This is a genomic window from Streptomyces sp. Ag109_G2-15 (assembly GCF_900215565.1).
Lineage (GTDB): Bacteria > Actinomycetota > Actinomycetes > Streptomycetales > Streptomycetaceae > Streptomyces > Streptomyces diastatochromogenes.
On record NZ_OCNI01000001.1, the window covers coordinates 2197627 to 2223487 of the forward strand.

At 69.4% G+C, this 25861-nt stretch carries 25 protein-coding genes; 5 read left to right on the plus strand and 20 right to left on the minus strand.

Translation table 11 applies throughout. The annotated features are described in order from the left end of the window. Positions 1-15 precede the first annotated feature (15 nt). The 11 genes from nuoK to CRP49_RS09590 are packed head-to-tail and all read right to left on the minus strand — an operon-like array spanning position 16 to position 10784. On the minus strand, positions 16-315 hold the full coding sequence (gene nuoK / locus CRP49_RS09540) for an NADH-quinone oxidoreductase subunit NuoK (RefSeq protein ID WP_073901863.1): 300 nt from the start codon (positions 313-315) through the stop codon (positions 16-18). Further along, on the minus strand, positions 312-1154 hold the full coding sequence (locus CRP49_RS09545) for an NADH-quinone oxidoreductase subunit J (protein ID WP_097252989.1): 843 nt from the start codon (positions 1152-1154) through the stop codon (positions 312-314). Before CRP49_RS09545 ends, nuoK begins: the two co-directional genes overlap by 4 nt. Continuing rightward, on the minus strand, positions 1151-1780 hold the full coding sequence (nuoI, locus tag CRP49_RS09550) for an NADH-quinone oxidoreductase subunit NuoI (RefSeq protein ID WP_097252990.1): 630 nt from the start codon (positions 1778-1780) through the stop codon (positions 1151-1153). Before nuoI ends, CRP49_RS09545 begins: the two co-directional genes overlap by 4 nt. After that, positions 1773-3137: an NADH-quinone oxidoreductase subunit NuoH gene (gene nuoH / locus CRP49_RS09555; protein ID WP_097252991.1), complete on the minus strand. Its 1365-nt coding sequence runs from the start codon at positions 3135-3137 to the stop codon at positions 1773-1775. Before nuoH ends, nuoI begins: the two co-directional genes overlap by 8 nt. Continuing rightward, on the minus strand, positions 3134-5638 hold the full coding sequence (locus CRP49_RS09560; protein ID WP_097252992.1) for an NADH-quinone oxidoreductase subunit G: 2505 nt from the start codon (positions 5636-5638) through the stop codon (positions 3134-3136). Before CRP49_RS09560 ends, nuoH begins: the two co-directional genes overlap by 4 nt. Beyond that, on the minus strand, positions 5635-6978 hold the full coding sequence (nuoF, locus tag CRP49_RS09565; protein ID WP_094215587.1) for an NADH-quinone oxidoreductase subunit NuoF: 1344 nt from the start codon (positions 6976-6978) through the stop codon (positions 5635-5637). The genes CRP49_RS09560 and nuoF overlap by 4 nt, the downstream gene beginning before the upstream one ends. Continuing rightward, positions 6978-7760 carry an NADH-quinone oxidoreductase subunit NuoE gene (gene nuoE, locus CRP49_RS09570; protein ID WP_097252993.1) on the minus strand — a complete coding sequence of 261 codons (783 nt, stop codon included), beginning with the start codon at positions 7758-7760 and terminating at the stop codon, positions 6978-6980. The genes nuoF and nuoE overlap by 1 nt, the downstream gene beginning before the upstream one ends. Beyond that, positions 7757-9097: an NADH-quinone oxidoreductase subunit D gene (locus tag CRP49_RS09575; protein WP_097252994.1), complete on the minus strand. Its 1341-nt coding sequence runs from the start codon at positions 9095-9097 to the stop codon at positions 7757-7759. Before CRP49_RS09575 ends, nuoE begins: the two co-directional genes overlap by 4 nt. Then, a complete protein-coding gene (locus tag CRP49_RS09580) occupies positions 9094-9858 on the minus strand; it encodes an NADH-quinone oxidoreductase subunit C (RefSeq protein ID WP_097252995.1) in 765 nt (254 codons plus the stop codon). Before CRP49_RS09580 ends, CRP49_RS09575 begins: the two co-directional genes overlap by 4 nt. After that, the gene (locus tag CRP49_RS09585; protein ID WP_023547484.1) at positions 9855-10409 is read right to left on the minus strand and encodes an NADH-quinone oxidoreductase subunit B family protein; all 555 of its coding nucleotides are present in this window, start codon (positions 10407-10409) and stop codon (positions 9855-9857) included. Before CRP49_RS09585 ends, CRP49_RS09580 begins: the two co-directional genes overlap by 4 nt. 15 nt (positions 10410-10424) lie before the next feature. Continuing rightward, the gene (locus tag CRP49_RS09590; RefSeq protein WP_007383963.1) at positions 10425-10784 is read right to left on the minus strand and encodes an NADH-quinone oxidoreductase subunit A; all 360 of its coding nucleotides are present in this window, start codon (positions 10782-10784) and stop codon (positions 10425-10427) included. 745 nt (positions 10785-11529) lie between these two features. Between CRP49_RS09590 and CRP49_RS09595 the strand changes: the two genes are divergently transcribed. Beyond that, positions 11530-12333, plus strand: a complete 804-nt coding sequence (locus CRP49_RS09595) for a C40 family peptidase (protein ID WP_097252996.1) — start codon at positions 11530-11532, stop codon at positions 12331-12333. A gap of 145 nt (positions 12334-12478) precedes the next feature. On the opposite strand, the gene CRP49_RS09600 is transcribed toward CRP49_RS09595, so the two are convergent. Then, positions 12479-14314, minus strand: a complete 1836-nt coding sequence (locus CRP49_RS09600) for an FAD-dependent oxidoreductase (RefSeq protein WP_097252997.1) — start codon at positions 14312-14314, stop codon at positions 12479-12481. Between the two features lie 90 nt (positions 14315-14404). On the opposite strand from CRP49_RS09600, the gene def reads away from it, so the two are divergent. Next, positions 14405-15028, plus strand: coding sequence for a peptide deformylase (gene def / locus CRP49_RS09605; RefSeq protein ID WP_097252998.1), 624 nt, complete (start codon positions 14405-14407; stop codon positions 15026-15028). Between the two features lie 28 nt (positions 15029-15056). Here the strand turns inward: def and CRP49_RS09610 are convergent, their stop codons facing one another. Continuing rightward, entirely contained in the window at positions 15057-16391 is a 1335-nt protein-coding gene (locus CRP49_RS09610; protein WP_097252999.1) for a geranylgeranyl reductase family protein, read from the minus strand. A gap of 47 nt (positions 16392-16438) precedes the next feature. On the opposite strand from CRP49_RS09610, the gene CRP49_RS09615 reads away from it, so the two are divergent. Both CRP49_RS09615 and CRP49_RS09620 read left to right on the plus strand, forming a co-directional pair. Then, positions 16439-16945, plus strand: coding sequence for a GNAT family N-acetyltransferase (locus tag CRP49_RS09615; RefSeq protein WP_257033347.1), 507 nt, complete (start codon positions 16439-16441; stop codon positions 16943-16945). A 119-nt stretch (positions 16946-17064) separates the two neighbouring features. Continuing rightward, positions 17065-17373, plus strand: a complete 309-nt coding sequence (locus CRP49_RS09620; protein ID WP_097253001.1) for a PASTA domain-containing protein — start codon at positions 17065-17067, stop codon at positions 17371-17373. Between the two features lie 25 nt (positions 17374-17398). Here the strand turns inward: CRP49_RS09620 and CRP49_RS09625 are convergent, their stop codons facing one another. From CRP49_RS09625 to CRP49_RS09640, 4 genes are read right to left on the minus strand one after another with little or no spacing between them, the layout of a single operon-like run. Beyond that, entirely contained in the window at positions 17399-18094 is a 696-nt protein-coding gene (locus CRP49_RS09625; protein WP_094215598.1) for a demethylmenaquinone methyltransferase, read from the minus strand. Continuing rightward, the gene (locus CRP49_RS09630; protein WP_097257271.1) at positions 18091-19278 is read right to left on the minus strand and encodes an acyltransferase; all 1188 of its coding nucleotides are present in this window, start codon (positions 19276-19278) and stop codon (positions 18091-18093) included. Before CRP49_RS09630 ends, CRP49_RS09625 begins: the two co-directional genes overlap by 4 nt. 58 nt (positions 19279-19336) lie before the next feature. Continuing rightward, positions 19337-21655, minus strand: coding sequence for a bifunctional polysaccharide deacetylase/glycosyltransferase family 2 protein (locus tag CRP49_RS09635; RefSeq protein WP_097253002.1), 2319 nt, complete (start codon positions 21653-21655; stop codon positions 19337-19339). Positions 21656-21674: 19 nt separating this feature from the next. Then, entirely contained in the window at positions 21675-21989 is a 315-nt protein-coding gene (locus tag CRP49_RS09640) for a hypothetical protein (protein ID WP_097253003.1), read from the minus strand. A 277-nt stretch (positions 21990-22266) separates the two neighbouring features. Here CRP49_RS09640 and CRP49_RS09645 point away from each other — a divergent pair, with 277 nt between their 5' ends. Further along, a complete protein-coding gene (locus tag CRP49_RS09645) occupies positions 22267-23250 on the plus strand; it encodes a chitinase (RefSeq protein ID WP_097253004.1) in 984 nt (327 codons plus the stop codon). A gap of 6 nt (positions 23251-23256) precedes the next feature. Here CRP49_RS09645 and CRP49_RS09650 read toward each other — a convergent pair whose 3' ends face one another. The 3 genes from CRP49_RS09650 to CRP49_RS09660 all read right to left on the minus strand — a co-directional run bounded on the left by CRP49_RS09650 (position 23257) and on the right by CRP49_RS09660 (position 25860). Next, positions 23257-23856 carry a hypothetical protein gene (locus CRP49_RS09650; RefSeq protein WP_097253005.1) on the minus strand — a complete coding sequence of 200 codons (600 nt, stop codon included), beginning with the start codon at positions 23854-23856 and terminating at the stop codon, positions 23257-23259. Positions 23857-23863: 7 nt separating this feature from the next. Further along, positions 23864-25063 carry a cyclic dehypoxanthinyl futalosine synthase gene (mqnC, locus tag CRP49_RS09655; RefSeq protein WP_094215604.1) on the minus strand — a complete coding sequence of 400 codons (1200 nt, stop codon included), beginning with the start codon at positions 25061-25063 and terminating at the stop codon, positions 23864-23866. A 71-nt stretch (positions 25064-25134) separates the two neighbouring features. Then, complete coding sequence (locus CRP49_RS09660) at positions 25135-25860, minus strand: A24 family peptidase (RefSeq protein WP_097253006.1); 726 nt, start codon at positions 25858-25860, stop codon at positions 25135-25137. Between the last annotated feature and the right edge of the window lies 1 nt (position 25861).

Here is a 25861-nt window from a genome sequence, read left to right on the forward strand (position 1 = left end):
GATTCTTCCGACCCCTTACAGCTTCATCAGGCTGGCGTCGTCGACCGAGGCCGAGTGGCGGGTACGGAACAGCGACACGATGATCGCGAGGCCCACCACGACCTCCGCGGCGGCGACGACCATCGTGAAGAAGGCGATGATCTGGCCGTCGAGGTTGCCGTGCATCCGGGAGAAGACGACGAACGCGAGGTTGCAGGCGTTGAGCATCAGCTCGATGCACATGAACACGACGATCGCGTTGCGCCGGATCAGCACCCCGGTCGCGCCGATGGTGAACAACAGGGCAGCGAGGTAGAGGTAGTTGACGGGGTTCACTTCGACGCCTCCTCGGACCGCTTGAACGTCGTCGGCTCGATCTCGGTCCGCTCCAGGCGCTCCTCGGAGCGCTGTTCCAGCGCCCGCAGGTCACCCAGCGCCTCGGCCGACACGTCACGGATCTGGCCGCGCTCGCGCAGCGTCTTGTTGACGGTCAGCTCGGACGGGGTGCCGTCGGGCAGCAGGCCCGCGATGTCCACGGCGTTGTGCCGGGCGTAGACACCGGGGGCCGGCAGCGGCGGTACGTGCTTGCCCTCGCGGACGCGCTGCTCGGCCAGCTCGCGCTGGGTCCTGGCGCGCTCGGTGCGCTCGCGGTGGGTGAGCACCATGGCGCCGACGGCGGCCGTGATCAGCAGAGCGCCGGTGATTTCGAAGGCGAAGACGTACTTGGTGAAGATGAGGGAGGCGAGGCCCTCCACGTTGCCGTTCGCGTTCGCCTGGCCGGTGCCGTCGAACTCCTTCAGGGAGGCGTTCCCGATGCCGGCGAACAGCAGGACGCCGAAGCCGACCCCGCACAGAAGGGCCAGCCAGCGCTGGCCCTTGATGGTCTCCTTCAGCGAGTCCGCGGCCGTGACGCCGACGAGCATCACCACGAAGAGGAACAGCATCATGATCGCGCCGGTGTAGACGACGATCTGCACGATCCCGAGGAAGTAGGCGCCGTTGGCGAGGTAGAAGATCGCCAGGATGATCATGGTCCCGGCGAGGCAGAGCGCGCTGTGCACGGCCTTCTTCATGAAGACGGTGCACAGGGCGCCGATCACCGCGACGGTGCCGAGGACCCAGAACTGGAAGGCCTCACCGGTGGAGGTCGTGTAGGCCGCGAGCTGCGGGCTCATGCGTCCACCTCCTGATCCTCGGCCGCGCCCGAAGGGCCTGCCGATTGAGGCTGTTCACCCTTGGAGACGGCCACCTGCCGTACGGTCCCCGGCGCGGCCTCCGTCACCAGGCCCCGGTAGTAGTCCTGCTCGTCGGTCCCGGGGAAGATCGAGTGGGGCGTGTCGACCATGCCCTCTTCGAGGCCGGCGAGCAGCTGCTCCTTGGTGTAGATGAGGTTGGCGCGGCTGGAGTCGGCCAGTTCGAACTCGTTGGTCATCGTCAACGCGCGCGTGGGGCACGCTTCGATGCACAGCCCGCACAGGATGCAGCGGGCGTAGTTGATCTGGTAGACGCGGCCGTAGCGCTCGCCCGGGGAGTAGCGCTCCTCGTCGGTGTTGTCGGCGCCCTCCACGTAGATGGCGTCGGCGGGGCAGGCCCAGGCGCACAGCTCGCAGCCGATGCACTTCTCCAGGCCGTCCGGATGGCGGTTGAGCTGGTGCCGTCCGTGGAACCGCGGAGCCGTGGTCTTCTTCTGCTCCGGGTACTGCTCCGTCAGCCGCTTCTTGAACATGGCCTTGAAGGTCACGCCGAAGCCGGCCACGGGGTTCTGGAAACCGGGCTTGGTCTCCTTGGGCTCCTCAGCCATCGGACGCCTCCTTTCCATCCGAAGATCCGTCACTGAGAGTGTCCGACCCGCCACTGACAATCAGCTCCCGGTCGCGGCGCGGGCGGCGCCTCGGCACCGGCGGCAGCTCCTGACCGGGCAGCGGCGGTACGGGGAATCCGCCCGCCATCGGGTCGAATCCGGGCTGCTGGGCAGCGGGCTGCTCGGCCGTCTTCGCCTTCTCGCGGAACATGTCGGCGACGAAGGAGATCAGCAGCAGGGCGAGGACCCCGCCGCCGACGTAGAGGGCGATGTCGGCGAAGTCGTAGTTCTCGTTGCGCAGGGCCCGCACGGTCGCGACGAGCATCAGCCAGGTCACCGAGACCGGGATGAGGACCTTCCAGCCGAGCTTCATCAGCTGGTCGTAGCGGACGCGCGGGAGCGTGCCGCGCAGCCAGATGAAGAAGAACAGCAGCAGCTGGACCTTGATGACGAACCAGAGCAGCGGCCACCAGCCGTGGTTCGCGCCCTCCCAGAAGCCGCTGATCGGCCACGGGGCGCGCCAGCCGCCGAGGAACAGGGTGGCCGACACGGCCGAGACCGTCACCATGTTCACGTACTCGGCGAGCATGAACATCGCGAACTTGATCGAGGAGTACTCGGTGTTGAAGCCGCCGACCAGGTCGCCCTCGGACTCCGGCATGTCGAAGGGGGCGCGGTTGGTCTCGCCGACCATCGTGACGATGTAGAGGATGAAGGAGACCGGCAGCAGCAGGATGTACCAGCGGTCGTGCTGCTGCTCGACGATCGTCGACGTCGACATCGACCCCGAGTAGAGGAACACGGAGGCGAACGCGGCGCCCATGGCGATCTCGTAGGAGATCATCTGCGCGCAGGAGCGCAGGCCGCCGAGGAGTGGGTAGGTGGATCCGGAACTCCAACCCGCGAGGACGATGCCGTAGATGCCGACGGAGGCGACCGCGAGGATGTAGAGCATCGCGATCGGCAGGTCGGTGAGCTGCATCGTGGTGCGCGTACCGAAGATCGAGATCTCGTCGTCGGCCGGGCCGAAGGGGATCACCGCGATCGCCATGAACGCCGGGATGGCCGCGACGATCGGCGCGAGGACGTAGACCACCTTGTCCGCGCGCTTGACGATGACGTCTTCCTTGAGCATCAGCTTGATGCCGTCGGCGAGCGACTGGAGCATGCCCCAGGGGCCGTGCCGGTTGGGGCCGATGCGCAGCTGCATCCAGGCGACGACCTTGCGCTCCCAGACGATGGAGAACAGCACGGTCACCATCAGGAAGGCGAAGCAGAACACCGCCTTGATGACGACCAGCCACCAGGGGTCGCGGCCGAACATCGAGAGGTCTTCAGCGGCGAGGTACGGGCTCATGCCTCCACCTCCTTGGGGGCCTTGTCGGCGAGTGCCGTCGGGCCGATGCGGACGAGGGAGCCGGGCTGCGCGCCGGTGTCGGAGGCGACGCCCGAGCCGACGGAGTTCAGCGGGAGCCAGACCACCCGGTCGGGCATCTCGGTGACCTGGAGGGGCAGTTCGACCGTGCCGGCCGACCCGGTGACGGCGAGGAGTTCGCCGTTCTTGACGCCGGCCTCGGCGGCCGTCGCGGCCGACACGCGCGCGCGTGCGGCGTGCCGGGTGCCGGCGAGCGCCTCGTCGCCCTCCTGCAGGACACCATGGTCGAGCAGCAGCCGGTGTCCGGCGAGCACGGCCTCGCCCACGGCAGGGCGGGGCAGCGCGCCCGCGGTCTCCATGGGCGCGGAGGCGCGCGGGCCGTCCCATGCGCCGAGCCGGTCGATCTCCGCGCGCGCGGTGCGCAGGTCCGGCAGGCCCAGGTGGACGTCCATGGCGTCGGCCAGCATCTGCAGCACGCGCGCGTCGGTCGGGGCGAGGCGGCGGGTCATCTGGTCGGGCTTGAGGGCCGCCTCGAAGAAGCGGACCCTGCCTTCCCAGTTGAGGAAGGTGCCCGCCTTCTCCGCGACCGCGGCGACCGGCAGGACGACGTCGGCGCGCTCGGTGACCTCGCTGGGCCGCAGCTCCAGCGACACCAGGAAGCCGACGCTGTCGAGTGCCTCGCGCGCGCGTGCCGGGTCGGGCAGGTCGGCGGCCTCGACTCCGGCGACCACCAGGGCCGACAGTTCGCCGGTGGCGGCGGCCTCGATGATCTGGTGGGTGTCGCGGCCGTAGCGCAGGGGCAGTTCGGCGAGCCCCCAGGCGGCGGCTACCTCCTCCCGCGCGCGCGGGTCGGTCGCCGGGCGGCCGCCCGGCAGCAGCGACGGCAGCGCGCCCGCCTCGACGGCGCCGCGCTCGCCCGCGCGGCGCGGGATCCACACCAGCTGGGCGCCGGTGGCGGCGGACGCGCGTACGGCGGCGGTGAGTCCGCCGGCCACCGCGGCGAGCCGCTCTCCTACGACGATCACCGCGCCCTCGGTGCGCAGGGCCTCGGCGGCCTTCGTGCCGGGCTCCTCCAGGCCGACACCGCTCGCGAGGGCGTCCAGCCACTCGGTCTCGGTGCCGGGAGCGGCCGGCAACAGCGTGCCGCCCGCCTTCTCCAGGCCGCGGGTGGCGTGTGTGGCCAGCGCGAACACCTGCTGCTTGTGCTGCCGCCAGGCCTTGCGGAGCCGCAGGAAGACGCCGGGCGCCTCCTCCTCGGACTCGAACCCGACGAGGAGAACGGCCTGCGCCTTCTCCAGGGAGCTGTACGTGACGCCCGTACCGTCGAGGTCACGGCCGCGGCCGGCCACCTGGGCCGCCAGGAAGTCGGCCTCCTCGCCGCTGTGCACGCGCGCGCGGAAGTCGATGTCGTTCGTGTCGAGCGCCACACGCGCGAACTTGCTGTACGCGTAGGCGTCCTCGACGGTCAGTCGGCCGCCGGTGAGGACACCGGCCCGGGAGCGGGCGGCGGCCAGCCCGCGCGCGGCCGCTTCCAGTGCCTCCGGCCAGGAGGCGGGCTCCAGGACGCCCTCGGCGTTGCGCACGAGCGGGGTGTCGAGGCGGTCCTTGAGCTGCGCGTACCGGAACGCGAAGCGTCCCTTGTCGCAGATCCACTCCTCGTTGACCTCGGGGTCGTTGGCGGCGAGCCGCCGCATGACCTTGCCGCGCCGGTGGTCGGTGCGGGTGGCGCAGCCGCCGGAGCAGTGCTCGCACACCGACGGCGAGGAGACGAGGTCGAAGGGGCGGGAGCGGAAACGATAGGCCGCGGAGGTGAGCGCGCCGACCGGGCAGATCTGGATGGTGTTGCCGGAGAAGTACGACTCGAAGGGGTCGCCCTCGCCGGTGCCGACCTGCTGGAGCGCGCCCCGCTCCAGCAGCTCGATCATGGGATCGCCCGCGATCTGGTTGGAGAAGCGGGTGCAGCGGGCGCACAGCACGCACCGCTCGCGGTCGAGCAGCACCTGGGTGGAGATCGGGACGGGCTTCTCGTACGTCCGCTTGCGGCCTTCGAAGCGGGACTCCGCGTTGCCGTGCGACATGGCCTGGTTCTGCAGCGGGCACTCGCCGCCCTTGTCGCAGACCGGGCAGTCCAGCGGATGGTTGATGAGCAGCAGCTCCATCACACCGTGCTGGGCCTTCTCGGCGACCGGGGACGTGAGGTGCGTCTTCACCACCATCCCGTCCGTGCACGTGATCGTGCAGGACGCCATCGGCTTGCGCTGGCCCTCGACCTCGACGATGCACTGGCGGCAGGCGCCGGCCGGGTCCAGGAGGGGGTGGTCGCAGAAGCGGGGGATCTCGATGCCGAGCTGCTCGGCGGCGCGGATGACCAGGGTGCCCTTGGGCACGCTGATCTCCACGCCGTCGATCGTCAGCGTGACGAGGTCCTCCGGCGGGACCGCCGCCTGCCCCCCTCCGGAGGGAGCACTGGTGGTCACGGTCATGCGTTCACCTCCGGGCGGTCCGCCCAGGCCGTCGACTTGGCCGGGTCGAAGGGGCAGCCCCGGCCCGTGATGTGCTGCTCGTACTCCTCGCGGAAGTACTTCAGCGAGGAGAAGATCGGTGAGGCCGCGCCGTCGCCGAGAGCGCAGAAGGACTTGCCGTTGATGTTGTCGGCGATGTCGTTCAGCTTGTCGAGGTCGGACATGACGCCCTTGCCGGCCTCGATGTCCCGCAGCAACTGGACCAGCCAGTAGGTCCCTTCACGGCACGGTGTGCACTTGCCGCAGGACTCGTGGGCGTAGAACTCGGTCCAGCGGGTCACCGCCCGCACCACGCAGGTCGTCTCGTCGAAGCACTGCAGGGCCTTCGTGCCGAGCATGGAACCCGCGGCGCCCACCCCTTCGTAGTCGAGAGGGACGTCGAGGTGCTCGTCGGTGAACATCGGCGTCGAGGATCCGCCCGGCGTCCAGAACTTGAGGCGATGCCCCGGCCGCATGCCGCCGCTCATGTCGAGGAGCTGGCGGAGCGTGATGCCGAGCGGCGCCTCGTACTGGCCGGGGCTCGCGACGTGGCCGCTGAGCGAGTAGAGCGTGAAGCCGGGCGACTTCTCGCTGCCCATCGACCTGAACCAGTCTTTTCCATTTTTCAGGATGGCGGGAACTGACGCGATCGATTCGACGTTATTCACCACAGTCGGACAGGCGTAAAGGCCTTCCACCGCAGGGAAGGGGGGACGGAGCCGCGGTTGACCACGGCGGCCTTCGAGCGAGTCGAGCAGTGCGGTCTCCTCACCGCAGATGTACGCGCCGGCGCCGGCGTGCACGGTGAGTTCGAGGTCGAGTCCGCTGCCCAGGATGTTCTCGCCGAGGTAGCCCGCCGCGTAGGCCTCGCGCACGGCCTCGTGCAGCCGCCGCAGAACGGGGACGACTTCACCACGCAGATAGATGAAGGCATGCGACGACCTGATGGCATAGCACGCGATCACAATGCCCTCGATGAGGCTATGTGGGTTCGCGAAGAGGAGCGGGATGTCCTTGCAGGTCCCGGGCTCCGATTCGTCGGCGTTGACAACTAGATAGTGCGGTTTTCCATCACCCTGGGGAATGAACTGCCACTTCATTCCGGTCGGGAATCCCGCGCCGCCACGCCCGCGCAGACCTGAGTCCTTGACGTACGCGATCAGGTCGTCCGGCGACATGGCGAGCGCCTTGCGAAGCCCCTCGTACCCCTCGTGCCTCCGGTAGACGTCCAGAGTCCAGGACCGGTCCTCGTCCCAGAAGGCCGACAGCACGGGTGCGAGCAGCTTCTCGGGGCTGGTGTCCTTGAGTTCGGTCACGGTCATCACTCCCCCTCCTCCTCGGCCTGGCTCGCGGACGGAGCGCCCTGGGACTCCTGGGCACGCGGATGGACCACGCGCGCGGGTGCGGCCTCTCCCCTTGCCAGGCGAAGGCCCACCAGCGAAGCGGGTCCCGCGCTGCCGCTCTCCTCGACGGCCCCTGGCCGCTCGTCGGGGAAGCCCGCCAGGATCCGGGCCGTCTCCTTGAAGGTGCACAGCCGCGCCCCGCGCGTGGGCTGCACGGGCCGTCCCGCACGCAGGTCGTCGACCAGACGCTTGGCGCTGCCGGGGGTCTGGTTGTCGAAGAACTCCCAGTTGACCATCACGACCGGCGCGAAGTCGCAGGCCGCGTTGCACTCGATGTGCTCCAGGGTGACCTTGCCGTCGTCGGTGGTCTCACCGTTGCCGACGCCCAGGTGCTCCTGGAGGGTCTCGAAGATCGCGTCGCCGCCCATCACCGCGCACAGCGTGTTGGTGCACACGCCCACCTGGTAGTCACCGGACGGCTTGCGCCGGTACATGGTGTAGAAGGTGGCGACGGCGGTGACCTCGGCCGTGGTCAGGTCCAGCATGTCCGCGCAGAACTGCATCCCGGTGCGCGTGACATGGCCCTCCTCCGACTGCACGAGGTGGAGCAGCGGCAGCAGGGCCGACCGGGAGTCCGGGTAGCGCGCGATCAGCTCACGCGCGTCCGCCTCCAGCCGGGCCCGGACGTCGTCCGGGTACGCGGGTGCGGGCAGTTCGGGCATGCCCAGGCTGACGCCCCGCTCCGAGGAACTTGTGGTCACCGGTCGACGCCTCCCATCACGGGGTCGATGGACGCGACGGCGACGATGACGTCGGCGACCTGGCCGCCCTCGCACATCGCCGCCATGGCCTGCAGGTTGGTGAAGGACGGGTCCCGGAAGTGGACCCGGTAGGGGCGGGTGCCGCCGTCGGAGACGGCGTGCACCCCGAGTTCGCCCTTGGGCGACTCGACGGCCGCGTACGCCTGTCCCGGCGGAACGCGGAAACCCTCGGTGACCAGCTTGAAGTGGTGGATCAGGGCCTCCATGGAGGTGCCCATGATCTTCTTGATGTGGTCGAGGGAGTTGCCCAGTCCGTCCGGTCCCAGGGCGAGCTGAGCGGGCCAGGCGATCTTCTTGTCGGCGACCATGACCGGGCCGGGCTGGAGCCGGTCCAGGCACTGCTCGACGATCCTGAGCGACTGGCGCATCTCCTCCAGGCGGACCAGGAAGCGGCCGTAGGCGTCGCAGCTGTCGGCGGTCGGGACGTCGAAGTCGTACGTCTCGTAGTCGCAGTACGGCTGCGCCTTGCGCAGGTCGTGCGGCAGGCCGGCGGAGCGCAGGATCGGACCGGTGGCGCCGAGGGACATGCAGCCCGCCAGGTCGAGGTAGCCGATGTCCTGCATACGGGCCTTGAAGATGGGGTTCCCGGTGGCGAGCTTGTCGTACTCCGGGAGGTTCTTCTTCATCTTCTTCACGAACTCGCGGATCTGGTCCACCGCGCCGGGCGGCAGGTCCTGGGCGAGTCCGCCGGGCCGGATGTACGCGTGGTTCATGCGCAGGCCCGTGATGAGCTCGTAGATGTCGAGAATCATTTCACGATCACGGAATCCGTAGATCATGATCGTGGTGGCGCCCAGCTCCATGCCGCCGGTGGCGATGCACACCAGGTGGGAGGACATCCGGTTCAGCTCCATCAGGAGCACCCGGATGATCTTGGCGCGCTCGGTGATCTGGTCCTCGATGCCGAGGAGCTTCTCGACGGCCAGGCAGTAGGCGGTCTCGTTGAAGAAGGACGTCAGGTAGTCCATGCGCGTCACGAACGTGGTGCCCTGCGTCCACGTGCGGTATTCGAGGTTCTTCTCGATGCCCGTGTGGAGGTAGCCGATGCCGCAGCGGGCCTCGGTGACCGTCTCGCCCTCGATCTCCAGGATCAGGCGGAGCACCCCGTGGGTGGAGGGGTGCTGGGGGCCCATGTTGACGACGATGCGCTCGTCGTCGGCACGGGCCGCGGACTGGACGACCTCGTCCCAGTCGCCACCGGTGACCGTATATACGGTGCCCTCAGTGGTCTCGCGCGCCGAAGCGGCGGAGTCCGCGGATGCTGACTGCGTGCTCACGAGTACGACCTCCGCTGGTCCGGAGCCGGGATCTGGGCGCCCTTGTACTCGACGGGGATGCCGCCGAGGGGGTAGTCCTTGCGCTGCGGATGGCCCTGCCAGTCGTCCGGCATCATGATCCGCGTCAGGGCCGGGTGACCGTCGAAGACGATCCCGAAGAAGTCGTAGGTCTCGCGCTCGTGCCAGTCGTTGGTCGGATAGACGGAGACCAGGGACGGGATGTGCCGGTCGCTGTCGGGGGCGCTGACCTCGAGGCGGACGAGCCGGTTGTGGGTGATCGAACGCAGGTGGTAGACGGCGTGCAGCTCGCGGCCCTGGTCGTTCGGGTAGTGGACACCGCTGACGCCGGTGCACAGCTCGAAGCGCAGGGCCGGGTCGTCGCGCAGCGTGCGGGCGACGCGGACCAGGTGCTCGCGCTCGATGTGGAAGGTCAGCTCGCCCCGGTCGACGACGGTCTTCTCGATGGCGTTCTCGGGGAGGAGTCCCTGTTCCTCCAGGGCGCCCTCCAGCTCGTCGGCGACCTCGTCGAACCAGCCGCCGTAGGGCCGGTTCGCCGGCCCCGGGAGTCGGACCGAGCGGACCAGGCCGCCGTAGCCGGAGGTGTCGCCGCCGTTGGTGGCGCCGAACATGCCGCGCTGGACGCGGATCTCCTCGCCACCCTGGCCGCGCTGGCCGGGGAGGTTGGAGGCGGCGAGGTCCTTCTCGGGGTTCACCCCGTTCGCGGACCCGTTCGCGCCGTGGGTGCCGTTCGCGTCACTCACCGCAGCAGCCCCTTCATCTCGATCGTGGGCAGGGCCTTGAGCGCCGCCTCCTCCGCCTCGCGGGCCGCCTCCTCGGCGTTCACGCCGAGCTTGGAGGTCTGGATCTTGTGGTGGAGCTTGAGGATCGCGTCCATCAGCATCTCCGGCCGGGGCGGGCAGCCGGGGAGATAGATGTCGACGGGGACGATGTGGTCGACGCCCTGGACGATCGCGTAGTTGTTGAACATGCCGCCCGAGGAGGCGCAGACACCCATGGAGATCACCCACTTCGGGTTGGGCATCTGGTCGTAGACCTGCCTGAGCACCGGCGCCATCTTCTGGCTGACCCGGCCGGCGACGATCATCAGGTCCGCCTGGCGTGGCGAGCCGCGGAAGACCTCCATGCCGAAGCGCGCGAGGTCGTAGCGGCCGGCGCCGGTGGTCATCATCTCGATGGCGCAGCAGGCCAGGCCGAAGGTGGCCGGGAAGACGGACGCCTTGCGCACCCAGCCCGCGGCCTGCTCGACGGTGGTCAGCAGGAAGCCGCTCGGCAGCTTTTCTTCGAGTCCCATGTCTCTAAAGGCCCCTCAGTCCCATTCCAGGCCGCCGCGCCGCCATACGTACGCGTACGCGACGAAGACGGTGAGCACGAAGAGCAGCATCTCCACGAGCCCGAAAACACCCAGGGCGTCGAAGGTGACGGCCCAGGGGTAGAGGAAGACGATCTCGATGTCGAAGACGATGAAGAGCATCGCCGTCAGGTAGTACTTGATGGGGAAGCGCCCGCCGCCGGCCGGCGTGGGGGTCGGCTCGATACCGCACTCGTAGGCCTCGAGCTTGGCGCGGTTGTACCGCTTCGGACCGATCAGCGTGGCCATGACCACGGAGAAGATCGCAAAGCCTGCCCCGAGGGCTCCCAGTACGAGGATGGGCGCATACGCGTTCACCGCTCCTCGCTCCTCTCAGTCGGCACTGACTGGTGGCGGTTGCACTGGGCTCACACCCGCCTCACCGGTCCCACGAGCCCCGCTCGTCCCGGGCGAAGATCGAGAACATGTGAAGCAGGTCACAAGCCCAACTGCCTCGCATCTTATGCCCGCCACTCTGTGATCTGCGACACGGGGTATTACACAAGCTTTGTGATCTCCACCACCTGACGAAGGATCATGAAGTCGGATGATGGGTGATCTTCGTACGCGAAGCGTTCAGGTGATCACCAGAAGTGACATTTTCGCTCGTCACCGCAGGCCACGAAGGGCGTCTCCATATCAAGAGAGTTCCGCTGCATGCAAATTGGTGCTGGACGAGGCGTCCTGATAGAGGACCGCGTTCACACATCAGAGGGAGCGTCGAGGCGAGATGTGGACGCGCGGCGAATGCGTGCACACGTTCACGAAGTCCCGCCCGCGCGTGACGCCGCCCTTCCGGTAACCGTTCCGTGACCTCCGCCACATCCATGAGAGCGGTCTGAGAACCGGGCTTGGCCATCCACCCGAACCAGTGGTAGGTGCGGGGCAATTCGGACGTAATGATCAAAGACCGTGATCAAGGGCTTGATCACGGACGTCCGCAATGTCCGTTACGGCGTCAATAAAGAGCGACACGCCCGGGCTTCGAGGTCTCGATTGAACAACTGTGGCGCAGCACACGTTTCTTGAAGATATGAAGGAGCCCCTGGTACCCGTTATTCCCATGCCCCACACCGCTCACATACGCAGCCACCGGAAGCCCCGCCGCAGCGCGTCGACCATCGCCGTGCGGGCCGGAGTTGCCGGTGGCGTCCTCAGCACCCTGGCAGTCGCCGGGGCGTCCGGTTCGGCGAACGCTGCCGAGCCGGTGACGCAGACCCTCGAACTGCCCACCCTGACGGCCGACCTGGCCGCTCAGGTCGCCCAGTCCGCGGACGCCACGCAGCAGACCGCCGCGAACTACCAGCTGCAGGCAGAGCGTGACCAGGCCGCCGCAAACGCCGCGAAGCAGGCCAAGGCGGACCTCGCGGACGCCAAGCAGAAGGCCGCGGAGGCCAAGAAGAAGGCTCAGGAGGCCGCCCGCAAGGCCGCCGCCGAGCGTGCCTCGCGCAACGCGGAGCGGACGACGCTCTCCACCACGGCGAGCACCGACACCTCCACCGGCACGGCCACCGGTTCGGCCGCGGCCGTCGTCGCCTTCGTGAAGGCGCAGATCGGCAAGGCGTACGTCTCCGGCGCCACCGGCCCGTCCGCCTACGACTGCTCCGGTCTGGTGCAGACGGCCTTCAAGCAGGTGGGCATCAGCCTGCCGCGCGTCTCCCAGGACCAGTCGACGGCCGGCACCCAGGTGTCGCTGAGCAACCTGCAGCCGGGCGACATCCTGTACTGGGGCAGCGCGGGCAGCGCGTACCACGTCGCGGTGTACGTGGGCGACGGCATGTTCGTCGGCGCGCAGAACCCGTCCAGCGGAGTCGGGGAGCACCCGCTGTCGTACGACCCGCCGACCGGCGCCGTGCGGGTGCTCTGAGCACTCAGCACGCCACACACGCGCGCAGGGCCGCAGCCGCTCGGGGGCAGCGGCCCTTCGGGCTCATCCCGAACTCATCCCGAGTTCATCTCGACCTCATTTCCGGGTCGATCCGGGCAAGTTAGCCCTATTGGGCTCATTGGGCTCATCCCAGGTCGAAGGTGTTGGGCAGCCCCAGCCGGTAGCGCAGCTCGTCGACGCGTTTGAGGGGCTCCATCTCGGGCGGGCTGAACAGCTCCCAGATCCGGCAGCGCTCGCTGCCCGAGTCGTCCGCGTCCAGGAGCGCGTTGACGGCCCGTCGCGCGGACTCGTTGGCGCCCTCCATCGTCGCGAGGTCGACATCCGTGCGGACGTAGTCGCCGGCGAGGAAGAAGTTGGGCACCGCCGTCCTGGCCGACGGACGGTTGTAGAGCGTGCCCGTGGGGTGGATCAGGAGCTGTTCCCGGTTCTGCGGGTCGGGGCCGCCCAGGCCGGTCACCGCGGGGTCCATGAACCAGCCGAGCCGGTCCTCGTCCCTGAGCGTCGTCTTGCCGGAGTCGTTCACCCCGTCCTTCAGCTGGGCCCACAGCTCGGCGACGATCTCCTCCTTGGTGCAGGCACGGGCCGTCTTGCCGTACAGAATGCCTGGCTTGTCCCACTCGGAGATGATCGCCGACAGGCAGTCGTGGGCCTGTCCGTCCCCGTAGTCGCGCGAGAAGTCCCGTACGTCCCAGAACTGGGCCTGGCCGATGCCCGTCACCGCCCAGGGCGAGTCGAGGCAGTTGATGTGCCCGTGGACGACGGGTATGGGCGTGCGCAGATAGAACTGGACGCCGGTCATCCAGTCGGTCTTCAGCGCGTCGCAGCGGCCGAGCTGCGGGTCGGCGGCGCGCAGGGACCGGCCCCAGGTCGCGCGGGCGTGTTCGACGGGCAGGGCGGAGACGTAGTGGTCGGCGGTGACCGTGCGCTCCTGTCCGCCGTCCCGGTCCGAGACGCGGACGCCGGTCACCCGGCCGCCCTCGTGGACCACCTCACGCACCTGGGTGCCGAGCACGAACTCGACGCCGAGGGAGCGCAGGTGCCTCTCCCAGGGGTCGATCCAGGCCTCGCTGGTGGGGGCGTTGAGGACACGGTCGATGTCGGCGTCGCCGTCCATGCCGCGGCCGAGCAGACCCCACAGGAGCAGGGCCTCGATGATGACCCGGCCGACGGTGCGGGTGGAGGCGATCTCGGCGCGGGTGGCCACCAGGTTGCGGGTCTGGCCGATACCGAGGACGACCTGGTACTCCCTGCTCATCTCGCCGGCCCGGATGAAGTCCCACCAGGCCGTCTTCTCCCACTGGTCCTCGCGGCGGGCGTCGCAGCTGGTGAGGTGGACCAGGAGGCGGTCGGCGAAGTAGGCGGCCTCGTGGGCCGGCAGGCGGGTGCCGAGGTCCAGTACGGACAGGATCTGGTCGCGGAGCCAGGTCGGGGTGATGTCCCCGGGTGCGGGCGGGGTGGTGGCCCGCCGCAGGGGGAAGTGCAGGTCGGGGCGGCCGGAGTCGCGGGCGAACAGCGCCTCCGTGCCGCTGCGGAGGTTGTCGTGGACGCCGTTCGCGTTGCCGGGGACGGGGATGCGGCGCATCGTGTCCGGCAGGTTCCGGTAGAAGCCGGGGAAGAACCGGAAGCCGTGTTCGCCGGGGAGCGGTTTGCGGCCTGCGATGCCGGTACCGGGGACGTCCATCGAGCGGGCCTTGCCGCCGAGGTGGTCGTAGTACTCGTAGACGGTGACGGCGTAGCCGCGTTCGGCGAGTTCGTGGGCGGCGCTGAGGCCGGAGACCCCGCCGCCGAGGACGGCGACGCGCTTTCCGGCCGCCCGGGGCGCCGCGGCCGCCGTCGGGGCCGCCGCTAAGCCGGCGGCACCGGTGACACTCCCGGCGACCGCCCCTCCCGCCGCCGTCAGGAAGCGCCTCCGGGAGGGCGTGGCGTGCCCCTGTGACTGCTGCGCGTGTTCTGTTGTCATGAGTACCGGAGGGTAGGGAGGGGCTCCGGAAGCCGGAAGCCCGCGGCCCTGTCACCCACAGCATCCTCACAAACACAGGGAGACACAGCGATGCCACGTGTGTTCGTCCAGGGCAGTCCCGCCGACCACTACCCGCGTTTCGCCCCCGAGGCCGGGCGCGGTGCGGTGCGCCGTATCACCGAGGTGGGCGAGGAGGTCCTGCACAAGCCGTGCCGGGATGTCACGGAGTTCGGGCCCGATCTCGCCGCGCTCATCGACGACATGTTCCTCACGATGTATGTCGCCGAGGGGGCGGGGCTGGCGGCGAATCAGGTCGGGGTCGATCTGCGCCTGTTCGTGTACGACTGCCCCGATGACGACGGAGTCCGCCATGTCGGGCACATCGTCAATCCGGTGCTGGAGTCCGCCCCGGTCGGACGGCGGCTGATCGACGAGGGCGAGGGGTGCCTGTCGGTGCCGGGTGCCGTGATGGCCGTAGCGCGGCCCGAGCGTGCCGTCGTGCGCGGGCAGGACAAGGACGGCCATCCCCTGGTCGTCGAGGGCACGGGGTACTTCGCGCGCTGCCTCGCCCACGAGACGGACCACACCAACGGGTACATCTACCTGGACCGGCTCTCCAAGCGGGAGAAGAAGGACGCGCTGCGGCAGATGGCGGACCGGCGGGACGAGGTGTTCGCCCGCCGGTCCGCCAATGCTGCGGCTCTCGGCGCCTGATCAGGCGCGGCTCATCACGCGCGCGTGATCACGCCTTCGGGGCCACCTTGCTCAGGCCGTTGATGATGCGGTCCATCGCGTCGCCGCCCGTGGGGTCGGTGAGGTTCGCGAGGAGCTTGAGGGTGAACTTCATCAGCACCGGGTGGGTGAGGCCGCGCTGGGCGGCGATCTGCATGACTTTCGGGTTGCCGATGAGCTTCACGAAGGCGCGGCCGAGGGTGTAGTAGCCGCCGTAGGTGTCCTTGAGGACCTGCGGGTAGCGCCGCAGGGCGATCTCGCGCTGGGCGGGCGTGGCCCGCGCGTGGGCCTGGACGATGACGTCGGCGGCGATCTGGCCGGACTCCATGGCGTAGGCGATGCCCTCGCCGTTGAAGGGGTTCACCAGGCCGCCGGCGTCGCCGACGAGCAGCAGGCCCTTGGTGTAGTGCGGCTGGCGGTTGAAGGCCATGGGGAGGGCGGCGCCGCGGATCGGGCCGGTCATGTTCTCGGGGGTGTAGCCCCAGTCCTCGGGCATGGAGGCGCACCAGGCCTTGAGGATCTCGCGCCAGTCCAGCTCCTTGAAGGCGGCCGAGGTGTTGAGCACGCCGAGGCCCACGTTGGAGGTGCCGTCGCCCATACCGAAGATCCAGCCGTAGCCGGGCAGCAGGCGGTCCTGGGGGCCGCGCCGGTCCCACAGCTCCAGCCAGGACTCCAGGTAGTCGTCCTCGTGGCGGGGCGAGGTGAAGTACGTGCGCACCGCGACGCCCATCGGGCGGTCCTCGCGGCGGTGCAGGCCCATCGCCAGGGACAGGCGGGTGGAGTTGCCGTCGGCGGCGACGACGAGCGGGGCGTGGAAGGTGACCTCGCGCTTCTCCTCGCCGAGCTTGGCGGTCACGCCCGTGATGCGGCCGGTGCGGTCGTCGATGACGGGGCCGCTGACGTTGCAGTGCTCGTACAGCCGCGCTCCCGCCTTCTGGGCCTGGCGGGCGAGTTGCTCGTCGAAGTCGTCGCGCTTGCGGACGAGGCCGTAGTCGGGGAAGGAGGCGAGATCGGGCCAGTCGAGCTGGAGGCGGGAGCCGCCGCCGATGATGCGCAGGCCCTTGTTGCGCAGCCAGCCCGCCTCTTCGGAGATGTCGACGCCCATCGCCACGAGCTGCTTGACCGCGCGCGGGGTGAGGCCGTCGCCGCAGACCTTCTCCCGGGGGAACTCGGTCTTCTCCAGCAGGAGGACGTCGAGTCCGGCCTTGGCGAGGTGGTACGCGGTGGTGGAGCCGGCTGGCCCCGCGCCCACGACGATCACATCGGCGGTGTTGTCGGAGAGGGGCTCGGTCACGGCGGGATCTCCCCAGAGTTCGAAATCTGCGTGCCGACCGGCACTGGACATGGGCAGTCTATTCAGCAGAATTGATCACCCGGCTGAAGGGCTGCCCTGTGAACAAGGCTCTCCCCGCAGTAAGTCTGCGCGTGCCCACCGACGAGGACGCGTTCGCCTGGCACCGGGTCTTCGCCGACCCCGAGGTCATGGAGTTCCACGGCGGCAGGTCCGCCGAACTCTCGGTCTACGAGGAGCTGACCGCACGCCAGCGCCGGCACGACGCGGAGCGGGGATTCTGCCTGTGGTCGGTGCTGGACGACTCCGGTGACGTCGTCGGTTTCACCGGGGCCCAGCCGTGGCCACACGAGTGGGGGCCGTCGGGCGAGATCGAGATCGGCTGGCGGCTGGGCCGGGCGCACTGGGGCCGGGGATACGCCACAGCGGCCGCCGAGGCCACCCTGGAGCGCCTGCGGGCGGTGGGGGTGCCGCATGTGGTCGCGATGGTCGACGCGCGCAACGAACGCTCCATCGCGGTCACCCGGCGGCTCGGCATGCGGCTCGCGGAGACGTTCGTGACCCCGTCCTCGGAGCGCGAGGGCCGCTGCTACCGCCTTGATCTGTGACTCAAAGTAACCAAGTGTTACAGAAAGCCACATGACGCTTCCGGGCGGCACGCGACCGGGTTACCCTGCCAGTACCGCTGGGGGTGACATCTGTGCCTATAACACCCAAAACACCCGAAGTGCGCGTTCCTCGTCTGGTCGGCCTCATGGCCATGGACGCGCGCGAAACGGCCCGGGCGCGGGGTCTGTTTCTCAATGCGCCGGACCGCCCGGACTTCCACCACACCGTCGTCGAGTACGTCGTACGCCAGTATCCGCAGCCCGGTGCCGAGGTGCCGCCGGACTCCATGGTGTACGTGTGGTTCGACTTCGGTGAGGGTGAGGGCGGCGGGGGCGTGCGCGAGCCACGCATCCCACGACCGCCCAGGGGCGGAATGCAACGGGAACTGGGCGAGCCCGGTGACGCCTTCGAGGTGATCAACCGGTGAGACGCCGGCCCCGGCCTTGAGGAACTCAGCTCTCCTTGAAGCCGCGGTGCAGCGCGACCACGCCTCCGGTCAGGTTGCGCCAGGCCACCTTCGACCAGCCCGCCTTGCGCAGCCGCTCGGCGAGGGCGGGCTGGTCGGGCCAGGCGCGGATGGACTCGGCGAGGTAGACGTACGCGTCCGGGTTCGAGGACACCGCGCGCGCGACCGGCGGCAGGGCCCGCATCAGGTACTCGGTGTAGACGGTCCGGAACGGCGCCCACGTCGGGTGCGAGAACTCGCAGATCACCACCCGGCCGCCGGGCCGGGTCACCCGGTACATCTCGCGCAGGGCCGCGTCGAAGTCCTGCACGTTGCGCAGCCCGAAGGAGATCGTGACGGCGTCGAAGGTGTCGTCCTTGAACGGCAGCCGCGTCGCGTCGCCCGCCGTGAACGGCAGCCAGGTGTGCTTCTTCTTGCCGACCTGGAGCATCCCCAGGGAGAAGTCGCAGGGGACCACGTACGCGCCCGCCTGCGCGAAGGGCAGCGAGGAGGTCGCCGTACCGGCCGCGAGGTCGAGGATCTTCTGCGCGGGGCGCGCGTCGACCGCCTTCGCCACCTCCTTGCGCCAGCGCCGGTCCTGGCCGAGCGACAGCACGTCGTTCGTCAGGTCGTACCGTTCCGCCACGTCGTCGAACATCGAGGCGACTTCGTGCGGCTGCTTGTTCAGGGAAGCGCGGGTCACCCGCCCATTCTTGCAGCACGGCCTCCCGGGATCAGTCGCGGCTTCTGCTTCGCGGCCACGTCCTCCACCCAGCCGCACGCCAGGACGAAGACGGCGATCAGGACCCAGCCGATGCCGAACATGAACCACTGGCTGTCGAGAGGCAGGTACTTCTCGAAGGCGGGCACGTTCCAGAACTGGTCGATCAGGGGCACGGCCAGGATCAGCGCGATCTCGTGCCAGAGGTAGATCGTCACCGCGCGCGCGTTGAAGACGGTGACCGTCCGGTCGAGGCGGCGGAAGCGGGTGAGCCAGGTGAAGTCGATCCGGAAGTACGCCTTGGCCCACATCAGCAGCAGCACGAAGCCGGCCGACCAGAAGGCCTGCGCGAGCGGGTTCTCGTCGAGGTCGTACGTGCCGAAGTCCGCCTGGTGCGAGAAGGCGTACCAGCCGCCGTACCCGAGCGCGGCGGGCGCGAGGACGGCCACGAGAGCCGGCTTCATCCGCTGGAGCACGCCGTCGCGGTGGGCGAAGCCGAGGATCCAGCAGAAGAGGTACGTCGACAGGTCCCACAGGGCGCTGCCGAAGCGGTTGTCCGGGCCCGACCAGAGGAAGTTCAGCACCAGGATCGGGGTGAGGGACAGCAGCAGGACCGGGAGCGGGGCGAGCCGGAAGATCCGCAGCAGCAGGGGGGAGAGCAGGACGAACCAGAGGTAGGTGCGCAGGTACCAGAGGATGTCCCAGGCCTGCTCGCCCCATGCGTTGCCCGGGGGGTCGCCGAGCGGCACGATCCAGTAGACGATCTGCCAGCCGGGCATCCAGCCGTGGATCAGCATGGCGAGGACTACGAAGAAGCCCCAGAACCAGAAGGGGGGCAGGAGGCGGCGCAGGCGGCTCTTCAGGACCTTGGCAGCTGGGCGTTCCAGGGACTTCGCCATGAGGGTGCCGGCGAGGGCGAACATGATGCCCATCGAGGGGAAGACCATGCCGCACCAGGGCCAGCCGAAGGTGTGGTACGTGACCACGCGGATGAGGGCCGCTGCTCGGAGGGTGTCGAAGTAGCGGTCGCGTCGAGGTGCATCGGCTTGGGACGGCTGGGCGGTGTCCGGGACGGCGTCCGGCGTCGAGGGCTGTGCCCACCCTCCCCCACTCTCGGCTTCGCTCGAGCTGGGGGACCCCCATCGCCCTGCGGAACGACCGCCCACAGCGGTGGCGGTGGCGGATCGGCTGCACGCCGCGGTGGCCCTGCGATGGGAGCCCACCTCAGCTCACCCCCGCCGGTGTCCCGACCTCGCCGGTCCGCTTCAGTTTCTGCCAGCGCAGGCGGCCCCCGGTGAGGGCTGTGATGCAGGAGTGGATGAGGACGAGGTACATCATCTGGCGGTAGGCGAGTTGTTGCAGGGGCATCATCAGCAGGTAGCGGTACTTCTCGCGGTCGAGGTGGAAGGCGTAGGCCGCGCAGAGGAGCTGGATGCCCAGCACCGCGAGCCAGGCGTACAGGGCCGCCCGGAAGTCGACGAAGATCATCGAGTAAGCGGTGAAGACGTCGATGAGCGGGGCGAAGAGCGGTGTGACGATCTGGAAGATCACCACCAGGGGCATGCCGACCCGGCCGAAGCGGCCCGAAGGGCCCCTGTCGGTCAGCGACTTGCGGTGTTTCCACAGGGCCTGCATCGTGCCGTACGACCAGCGGTAGCGCTGGGACCAGAGCTGCTTCAGGGAGCCCGGCGCCTCGGTCCACGCGCGCGCGTGCTCCTGGTAGACGACCCGCCAGCCCGCGCGGTGCAGGGCGATGGTGATGTCGGTGTCCTCGGCGAGGGTGTCCTCGCTCATGCCGCCGACCTGGAGGACGGCTTCGCGGCGGAACGCGCCGATCGCGCCCGGGATCGTCGGCATGCAGCGCAGCAGGTCGTACATGCGCCGGTCGAGATTGAAGCCCATCACGTACTCGATGTGCTGCCAGGCGCCGATGAGCGTGTCCTTGTTGCCGACCTTGGCGTTGCCGGCGACCGCGCCGACCTCGGGGTCGGCGAAGGGCTGCACGAGCTGCCGTACGGTGTCCGGCTCGAAAACCGTGTCGCCGTCCATCATCACGACGATGTCGTGACTGGCGCTGCGGACGCCGTTGTTGAGGGCGGCCGGCTTGCCCGCGTTCTCCTGGCGGATGACCCGGACGTTCGACATGCCGAGCGACTCGGCCGCACTGCGCGCGATCTCGGACGTACCGTCCGTCGAGCCGTCGTCGACCACGATGATCTCGATCGGATGGGTGCTCCGTGCCAGCGACTCGAGGGTGTTGGCGATGCACTCCTTCTCGTTGTACGCCGGGACGATCACGCTCACCGGCCCGGTGACCGGCGGCCCCCAGGCGAACCTGCGCCTGTTGCGCTGCCGGAAGTGGCGGCGGGCCAGGATCAGCATCATCCCGAAGCGGCCCATGACGGCCACGCCCACGACGACCAGCCCGACCGAGAGCGCGGGTACGGTCCACTCGGCGACGGCGACGGCCGCGATGAGGGCCTTGCCCTCGTACAGGGTCATGCCGGTGGCCTTGCGGTGGGCGGCCTGGAGCCGGTCGATGCCGTTGCCGTCGGTGGTGCCCCGGAGGCCGGCGGCCGCGTTCCCGGTCTGTTCCCGCTGGGCCTGTTCCTGCTGGGCCTGTTCCCGTTCGGTCTGTTTCCGCTCCGTCGCCCGCTGCTTCTCGATGACCCCGCTGACGGTGGTGAAGGTGTAGCCCTTCGCCTTCATCATCTCGATGTACTGCGGAAGTGCCTTGATCGTCTGCGAGCGTTCGCCGCCCGCGTCGTGGAAGAGGACGGAGGCGCCCTTGGTGCCCTTGGGCGTGGCCCACTTGACGATCTTCGAGACGCCCGGCTTCTTCCAGTCGTCGCTGTCGGTGTCGACGAACACGCTGGTGTAGCCGTCCTGTCCGAGCTTCTTGTAGACGGGCCAGCTGTAGTTGTCGATGGCGTCCGTCTCTGAGGAGTAGGGCGCGCGGAACAGGGTCGTGGTGATGCCCGCCGCCCCGGCGAGGGCGAGCTGTGTCTGCTCCATCTCGCGGCTGACGCGGGCATCACTCTGGTACGACAGGTCGACGTGCGTGAAGGTGTGGATGCCGACCTCGTTGCCCTGCTGGACCATCGTCTTCACGATGCCCGGGTAGCGCGACACCATCGAGCCGACCAGGAAGAACGTGCCGGGGACGTCGTACTTGCGCAGGATCGCGAGGACCTGCGGGGTCCAGGTCGGGTTCGGGCCGTCGTCGAAGGTGAGCGCGATGGTCTTGGACGGGACGGAGACCGTGGTGGCCTGGCCGCCCCGGAAGGTCAGGATCGGGCCGCCGTTCAGGACCTTGTCGGGGACCTTGCTGGAGCTCGCGCCGGTGCGCACACGCTGGTCGCCGCCGACCTCGGCGCGCAGATAGCCGTCGAGCAGCATCACGCAGGTCAGTGCCAGCAGGAGCAGCAGGGCGAGGATGACGCGCGGGCGCTGCAGCGCCGCCGCCTTTCCTGCCGCCCGCTCGATACGGGTCGGGGCGCGCCTGCGGCCGCGGGGTGAGGGCGTGGGAGTGGGAGTGGTCATGACTGCCGCCTGCGCCCCGTCAGTTGCCGGCCGCGGACACGGACGCGGATACGGATACGGACGGGGACACAGATACCGGCGGGGACACGGATACGGATGCAGAGGGGGACGGGAGGCCCGCCTGGCGGCCGATCCCGCCCCGCGGGCGGATGCCGCCCGGCCCCTGGCCGCCCTGGGCGTCACCGAAGGGAAGCAGCGAGGACGGGCTGAGGGAGGTGCCCCAGCCCATGAAGGCGGCGCCGAGCACGCCCGCGTACGTGAGGCAGACGACGCCGATGAGCAGGCCGATCCGGCGCAGCACCTTCGAGCGGCGTCCACTGGAGTCAACGAACACGGGCCCCTCGACGGACCCGTTGCCATGTTTGCGACGGCGACCACGCCTGGCGGCGCGACTTTCGATGGCGGGTTCGGAATGCATTCCCCGGATATTAGGAGGCCTTTATGTGGGTCTTTCTCGTGGATTCTTGTGAGCCAGCCATGAAAGACCTGCCAAGCTGTATTTTTCCTGAGAATGCCCAGGTGGACCGCATAGAGATGTGAGACATTCTCCTCCGGGAAACCAATTCTGTTTCCATCTTGAGACAGAAATCACGAGAGCGGGTATGTGTGCGATGAGGAGTTCTCTGACGTGGATCACCGGGTTCACCTGCATGTTTGCAGTCGCTGTGACCGGGTGCTCGGCTCAGACCGCAAGCACGTCCGCCCACGCCTCCTATGCCCCCGACTACGCCCCCTACGTCAGTGCCACCGAGACCTCTGCCACCGACTCCGCCGGATCCCCGGCGACGTACAACCTCGCCTTCGTGATCTCGGGCGGCAGCGCCTGCACACCGAAGTGGAACGGCACCGAGGCGATCGGCGACTCCGCCGTGAAGTCCCGGATCTCACGGCTGAAGCGGGACGGCGCCACGGTCCGCGTCTCCTTCGGCGGTGCCTCCGGCAAGGAACTGGCCGCCACCTGCGACAGCGCCTCCGCACTGGCCGCCGCCTACGCAAAGGCGCTGGACGCGGCCGGCTCCACGCAGGCCGACTTCGACATCGAGGGCGACGAGCTGACCGACTCCGGCTCGGTCGCCCTGCGCTCGAAGGCGATAGCCCGACTGCAGCGGGAGCGGCCCGACGTGGAGGTCTCCTTCACCCTCCCGGTGATGCCCTCCGGGCTCGACGCGGACGGCCTCGCGCTGCTGGAGTCCGCGAACACGTACGACGTCCAGGTCTCCACCGTCAACCTCATGACGATGAACTACGGCGAGTCGTACACCGGCGACATGGGCGACTACGCCCTCACCTCGGCCAAGGCCGCGCATGCGCAGCTGAAGAAGGTGTTCGGGCTCTCCGACGCGGGGGCCTGGCGGGGCATGGCGCTCACCTCGATGATCGGCGTCAACGACGTGGACGGGGAGACGTTCACGCTCTCCGACGCCGCGCAGGTGCGGAAGTTCGCCGAGGAGAAGGAGATCGCCTGGGTGTCGATGTGGTCGAGCTTCCGCGACCGGCAGTGCGCGGACGGAGATTCGGATCAGGACGACGCGGCGACCGACTGCAGTGGGGTGAGCCAGAGTTCGGGGGCGTTCGGGAAGCGGTTCTCCGGTTGAGCCCGGTCAGCGGCCGCGGTACACCAGCCGCCCGCCGATCACGGTCGCCACGCAGGTCCCGGCGCCGCGTCGGACCAGTTCGGCCCGGTCCGCGACGTCGAACACGGCGAACCGGGCGGGACCGTCCGGCACCAGCCTCGGCAGCAGGATCAGCGGGGTCGGGGACAGGGCCGCCGGGCCCGGCAGTCGGTCCGGCCGCTGTCCCATCGCGAGCCCGGCCCTGCGCACCGCGTCGACCGCGGCCCGCGACCGCAGCTCCCCGGCGACCGCCACCGTGCCGTGCGCCAGCATCCGCTGCACCCCGCGCCGCGCGCTCGCGCCGAGGCGTGCGGGGTCGGCGCGGAAGATCTCCCGCGCCCTCGCCCCGCCGATGGGCTCGGTGCCGAGCACATCGGCCTCGCGCGGGTCGGGGTGGTAGGTGGCCTCCAGCAGCTCCGGGCCGTACGGGTTCAGCAGTCCCGGGGTGAGGATGCCGGGCCAGCGCCGGACCCGCGCCCGGGGCTCGGCGGCGGCCAGTTCCTCGTACGGGCCGACGGCGGCGATGGACGCCCCGTCGACCAGCACAGCGGCCTCCGGAGACCGCTCGGCGAGGTGGAGTGTCAGCACAGCAGGGTCAGTTGGACGCCAGCAGCTTCAGCTCGGGGTGCGCCGTGCCGCCCTCGATCGCCGTCGACGAGATGTGCGACATCACCCGCTCGTCGACGGGGTCGTTCGCCGGGTCGTCGTGCACGACGAGGTGCTCGTAGGTCGTGGCGCGCTGGGCCGGGACGCGGCCCGCCTTGCGGATGAGGTCGATGATCTCGAGCCGGTTGGAGCGGTGCTTGGCGCCGGCCGAGGAGACCACGTTCTCCTCCAGCATGATCGAGCCGAGGTCGTCCGCGCCGTAGTGCAGGGACAGCTGACCGACCTCCTTGCCGGTCGTGAGCCAGGACCCCTGGATGTGCTGGATGTTGTCCATGAACAGGCGGGCGATCGCGATCATCCGCAGGTACTCGAACAGGGTCGCCTGCGTACGGCCCTTCAGGTGGTTGTTCTCGGGCTGGTAGGTGTACGGGATGAAGGCGCGGAAGCCGCCCGTGCGGTCCTGCACGTCCCGGATCATGCGCAGGTGCTCGATGCGCTCGGCGTTCGTCTCGCCCGTGCCCATGAGCATGGTGGAGGTGGACTCCACGCCCAGCTTGTGCGCGGTCTCCATGATCTCCAGCCAGCGCTCGCCGCTCTCCTTGAGGGGCGCGATGGCCTTGCGGGGGCGCTCGGGGAGGAGTTCGGCGCCGGCGCCCGCGAAGGAGTCCAGACCCGCCTCGTGGATGCGGGTGATGGCCTCTTCCACCGACACACCCGAGATCCGGGCCATGTGCTCGACCTCGGAGGCGCCCAGCGAGTGGATCACCAGCTGCGGGAAGGCGTCCTTGATGGCCTTGAAGTGCTTCTCGTAGTACTCGACGCCGTAGTCCGGGTGGTGGCCGCCCTGGAACATGATCTGGGTGCCGCCCAGCTCCACGGTCTCCGCGCACCGGCGCAGGATGTCGTCGAGGTCGCGGGTCCAGCCCTTGGCGGTGTCCTTGGGGGCCGCGTAGAAGGCGCAGAACTTGCACGCCGTGACACACACGTTCGTGTAGTTGATGTTGCGCTCGATGATGTACGTCGCGATGTGCTCGATGCCCGCGTACTTGCGGCGGCGTACGGCGTCGGCGGCGGCGCCCAGCGCGTGCAGCGGGGCGTCGCGGTAGAGGACGAGCGCCTCTTCCGGGGTGATCCGCCCACCGGCAGCGGCACGGTCGAGGACAGACTGGAGGTCGGCCTTCTCGGTCACCAGAAGTCCCTTTCGTCAAGGGTTGCGGACGGACCGAACCAGCCTACGCCAGGCGTTTGCGCAGCCCGCGTTCAGGCTGCGTACGCGCCGATCAGCAGCCCGGCGCAGGCTCCGGCGATGAGGAAGGGCCCGAACGGGATCGCCGTCTTGCGGCCCGCTCGGCGCGCGACGACGAGTGCGCCGCCGTAGAGCGCCCCGAGCAGGAAGCCGGCGAAGGCGCCGAGCAGGACCGTCGGCCAGCCGTACCAGCCGAGTACGGCGCCCATGCCGAGGGCCAGTTTGACGTCGCCGAAGCCCATGCCGGCCGGGTTGATGAGCCACAGCGCGTAGTAGCCGCCGCCGAGCGCGAGGGCGCCGTACAGCGCGGTGAGCCAGTGGCCGGCGTGCTCGGGCAGCAGCGCGACGAGGCCGAGCAGGGCGAGCCCGGCGGCCGCGAGCGGCAGGGTCAGCGGGTCGGGCAGCCGCCGCACCCGCAGGTCGACGGCGGCCAGCAGCACCCACACCGGCGCCAGCAGCAGCCAGACGGCCAGCTCGGGCCGGGTGCCGGTGGCGGCGGCGAGGGCGGCGCAGGTGAGAGCGGTGGCGGTGGTGAGGGCGGCGGACGCCTGGTACGACGGCTGCGCGCACTCCCCGCACCGCGCCCGTCCGAGCCACCCGCGGATCGGATGCCCGCCCGGACACCGCTCCCGCCACGGCTCCTCGTCCGGGACGGCGAAGCGGTAGGCGGCCCGGGGCAGCAGCGCGCCCGCCACCACGCCCCACAGCGCGGCGGCAAGGACCAAGGCGCCCATGCTCATG

Coding starts and splice junctions, on each gene's coding strand:
- CRP49_RS09545 (WP_097252989.1), bottom strand. CDS start 1,154: ATGAGCCCGCAGCTCGCGGCCTACACGACCTCCACCGGTGAGGCCTTC.
- CRP49_RS09645 (WP_097253004.1), top strand. CDS start 22,267: ATGAGGAGTTCTCTGACGTGGATCACCGGGTTCACCTGCATGTTTGCA.
- CRP49_RS09560 (WP_097252992.1), bottom strand. CDS start 5,638: ATGACCGTGACCACCAGTGCTCCCTCCGGAGGGGGGCAGGCGGCGGTC.
- nuoF (WP_094215587.1), bottom strand. CDS start 6,978: ATGACCGTGACCGAACTCAAGGACACCAGCCCCGAGAAGCTGCTCGCA.
- CRP49_RS09595 (WP_097252996.1), top strand. CDS start 11,530: ATGCCCCACACCGCTCACATACGCAGCCACCGGAAGCCCCGCCGCAGC.
- nuoH (WP_097252991.1), bottom strand. CDS start 3,137: ATGAGCCCGTACCTCGCCGCTGAAGACCTCTCGATGTTCGGCCGCGAC.
- CRP49_RS09635 (WP_097253002.1), bottom strand. CDS start 21,655: ATGACCACTCCCACTCCCACGCCCTCACCCCGCGGCCGCAGGCGCGCC.
- CRP49_RS09600 (WP_097252997.1), bottom strand. CDS start 14,314: ATGACAACAGAACACGCGCAGCAGTCACAGGGGCACGCCACGCCCTCC.
- CRP49_RS09660 (WP_097253006.1), bottom strand. CDS start 25,860: ATGAGCATGGGCGCCTTGGTCCTTGCCGCCGCGCTGTGGGGCGTGGTG.
- def (WP_097252998.1), top strand. CDS start 14,405: ATGCCACGTGTGTTCGTCCAGGGCAGTCCCGCCGACCACTACCCGCGT.
- CRP49_RS09610 (WP_097252999.1), bottom strand. CDS start 16,391: ATGTCCAGTGCCGGTCGGCACGCAGATTTCGAACTCTGGGGAGATCCC.
- nuoI (WP_097252990.1), bottom strand. CDS start 1,780: ATGGCTGAGGAGCCCAAGGAGACCAAGCCCGGTTTCCAGAACCCCGTG.
- CRP49_RS09585 (WP_023547484.1), bottom strand. CDS start 10,409: ATGGGACTCGAAGAAAAGCTGCCGAGCGGCTTCCTGCTGACCACCGTC.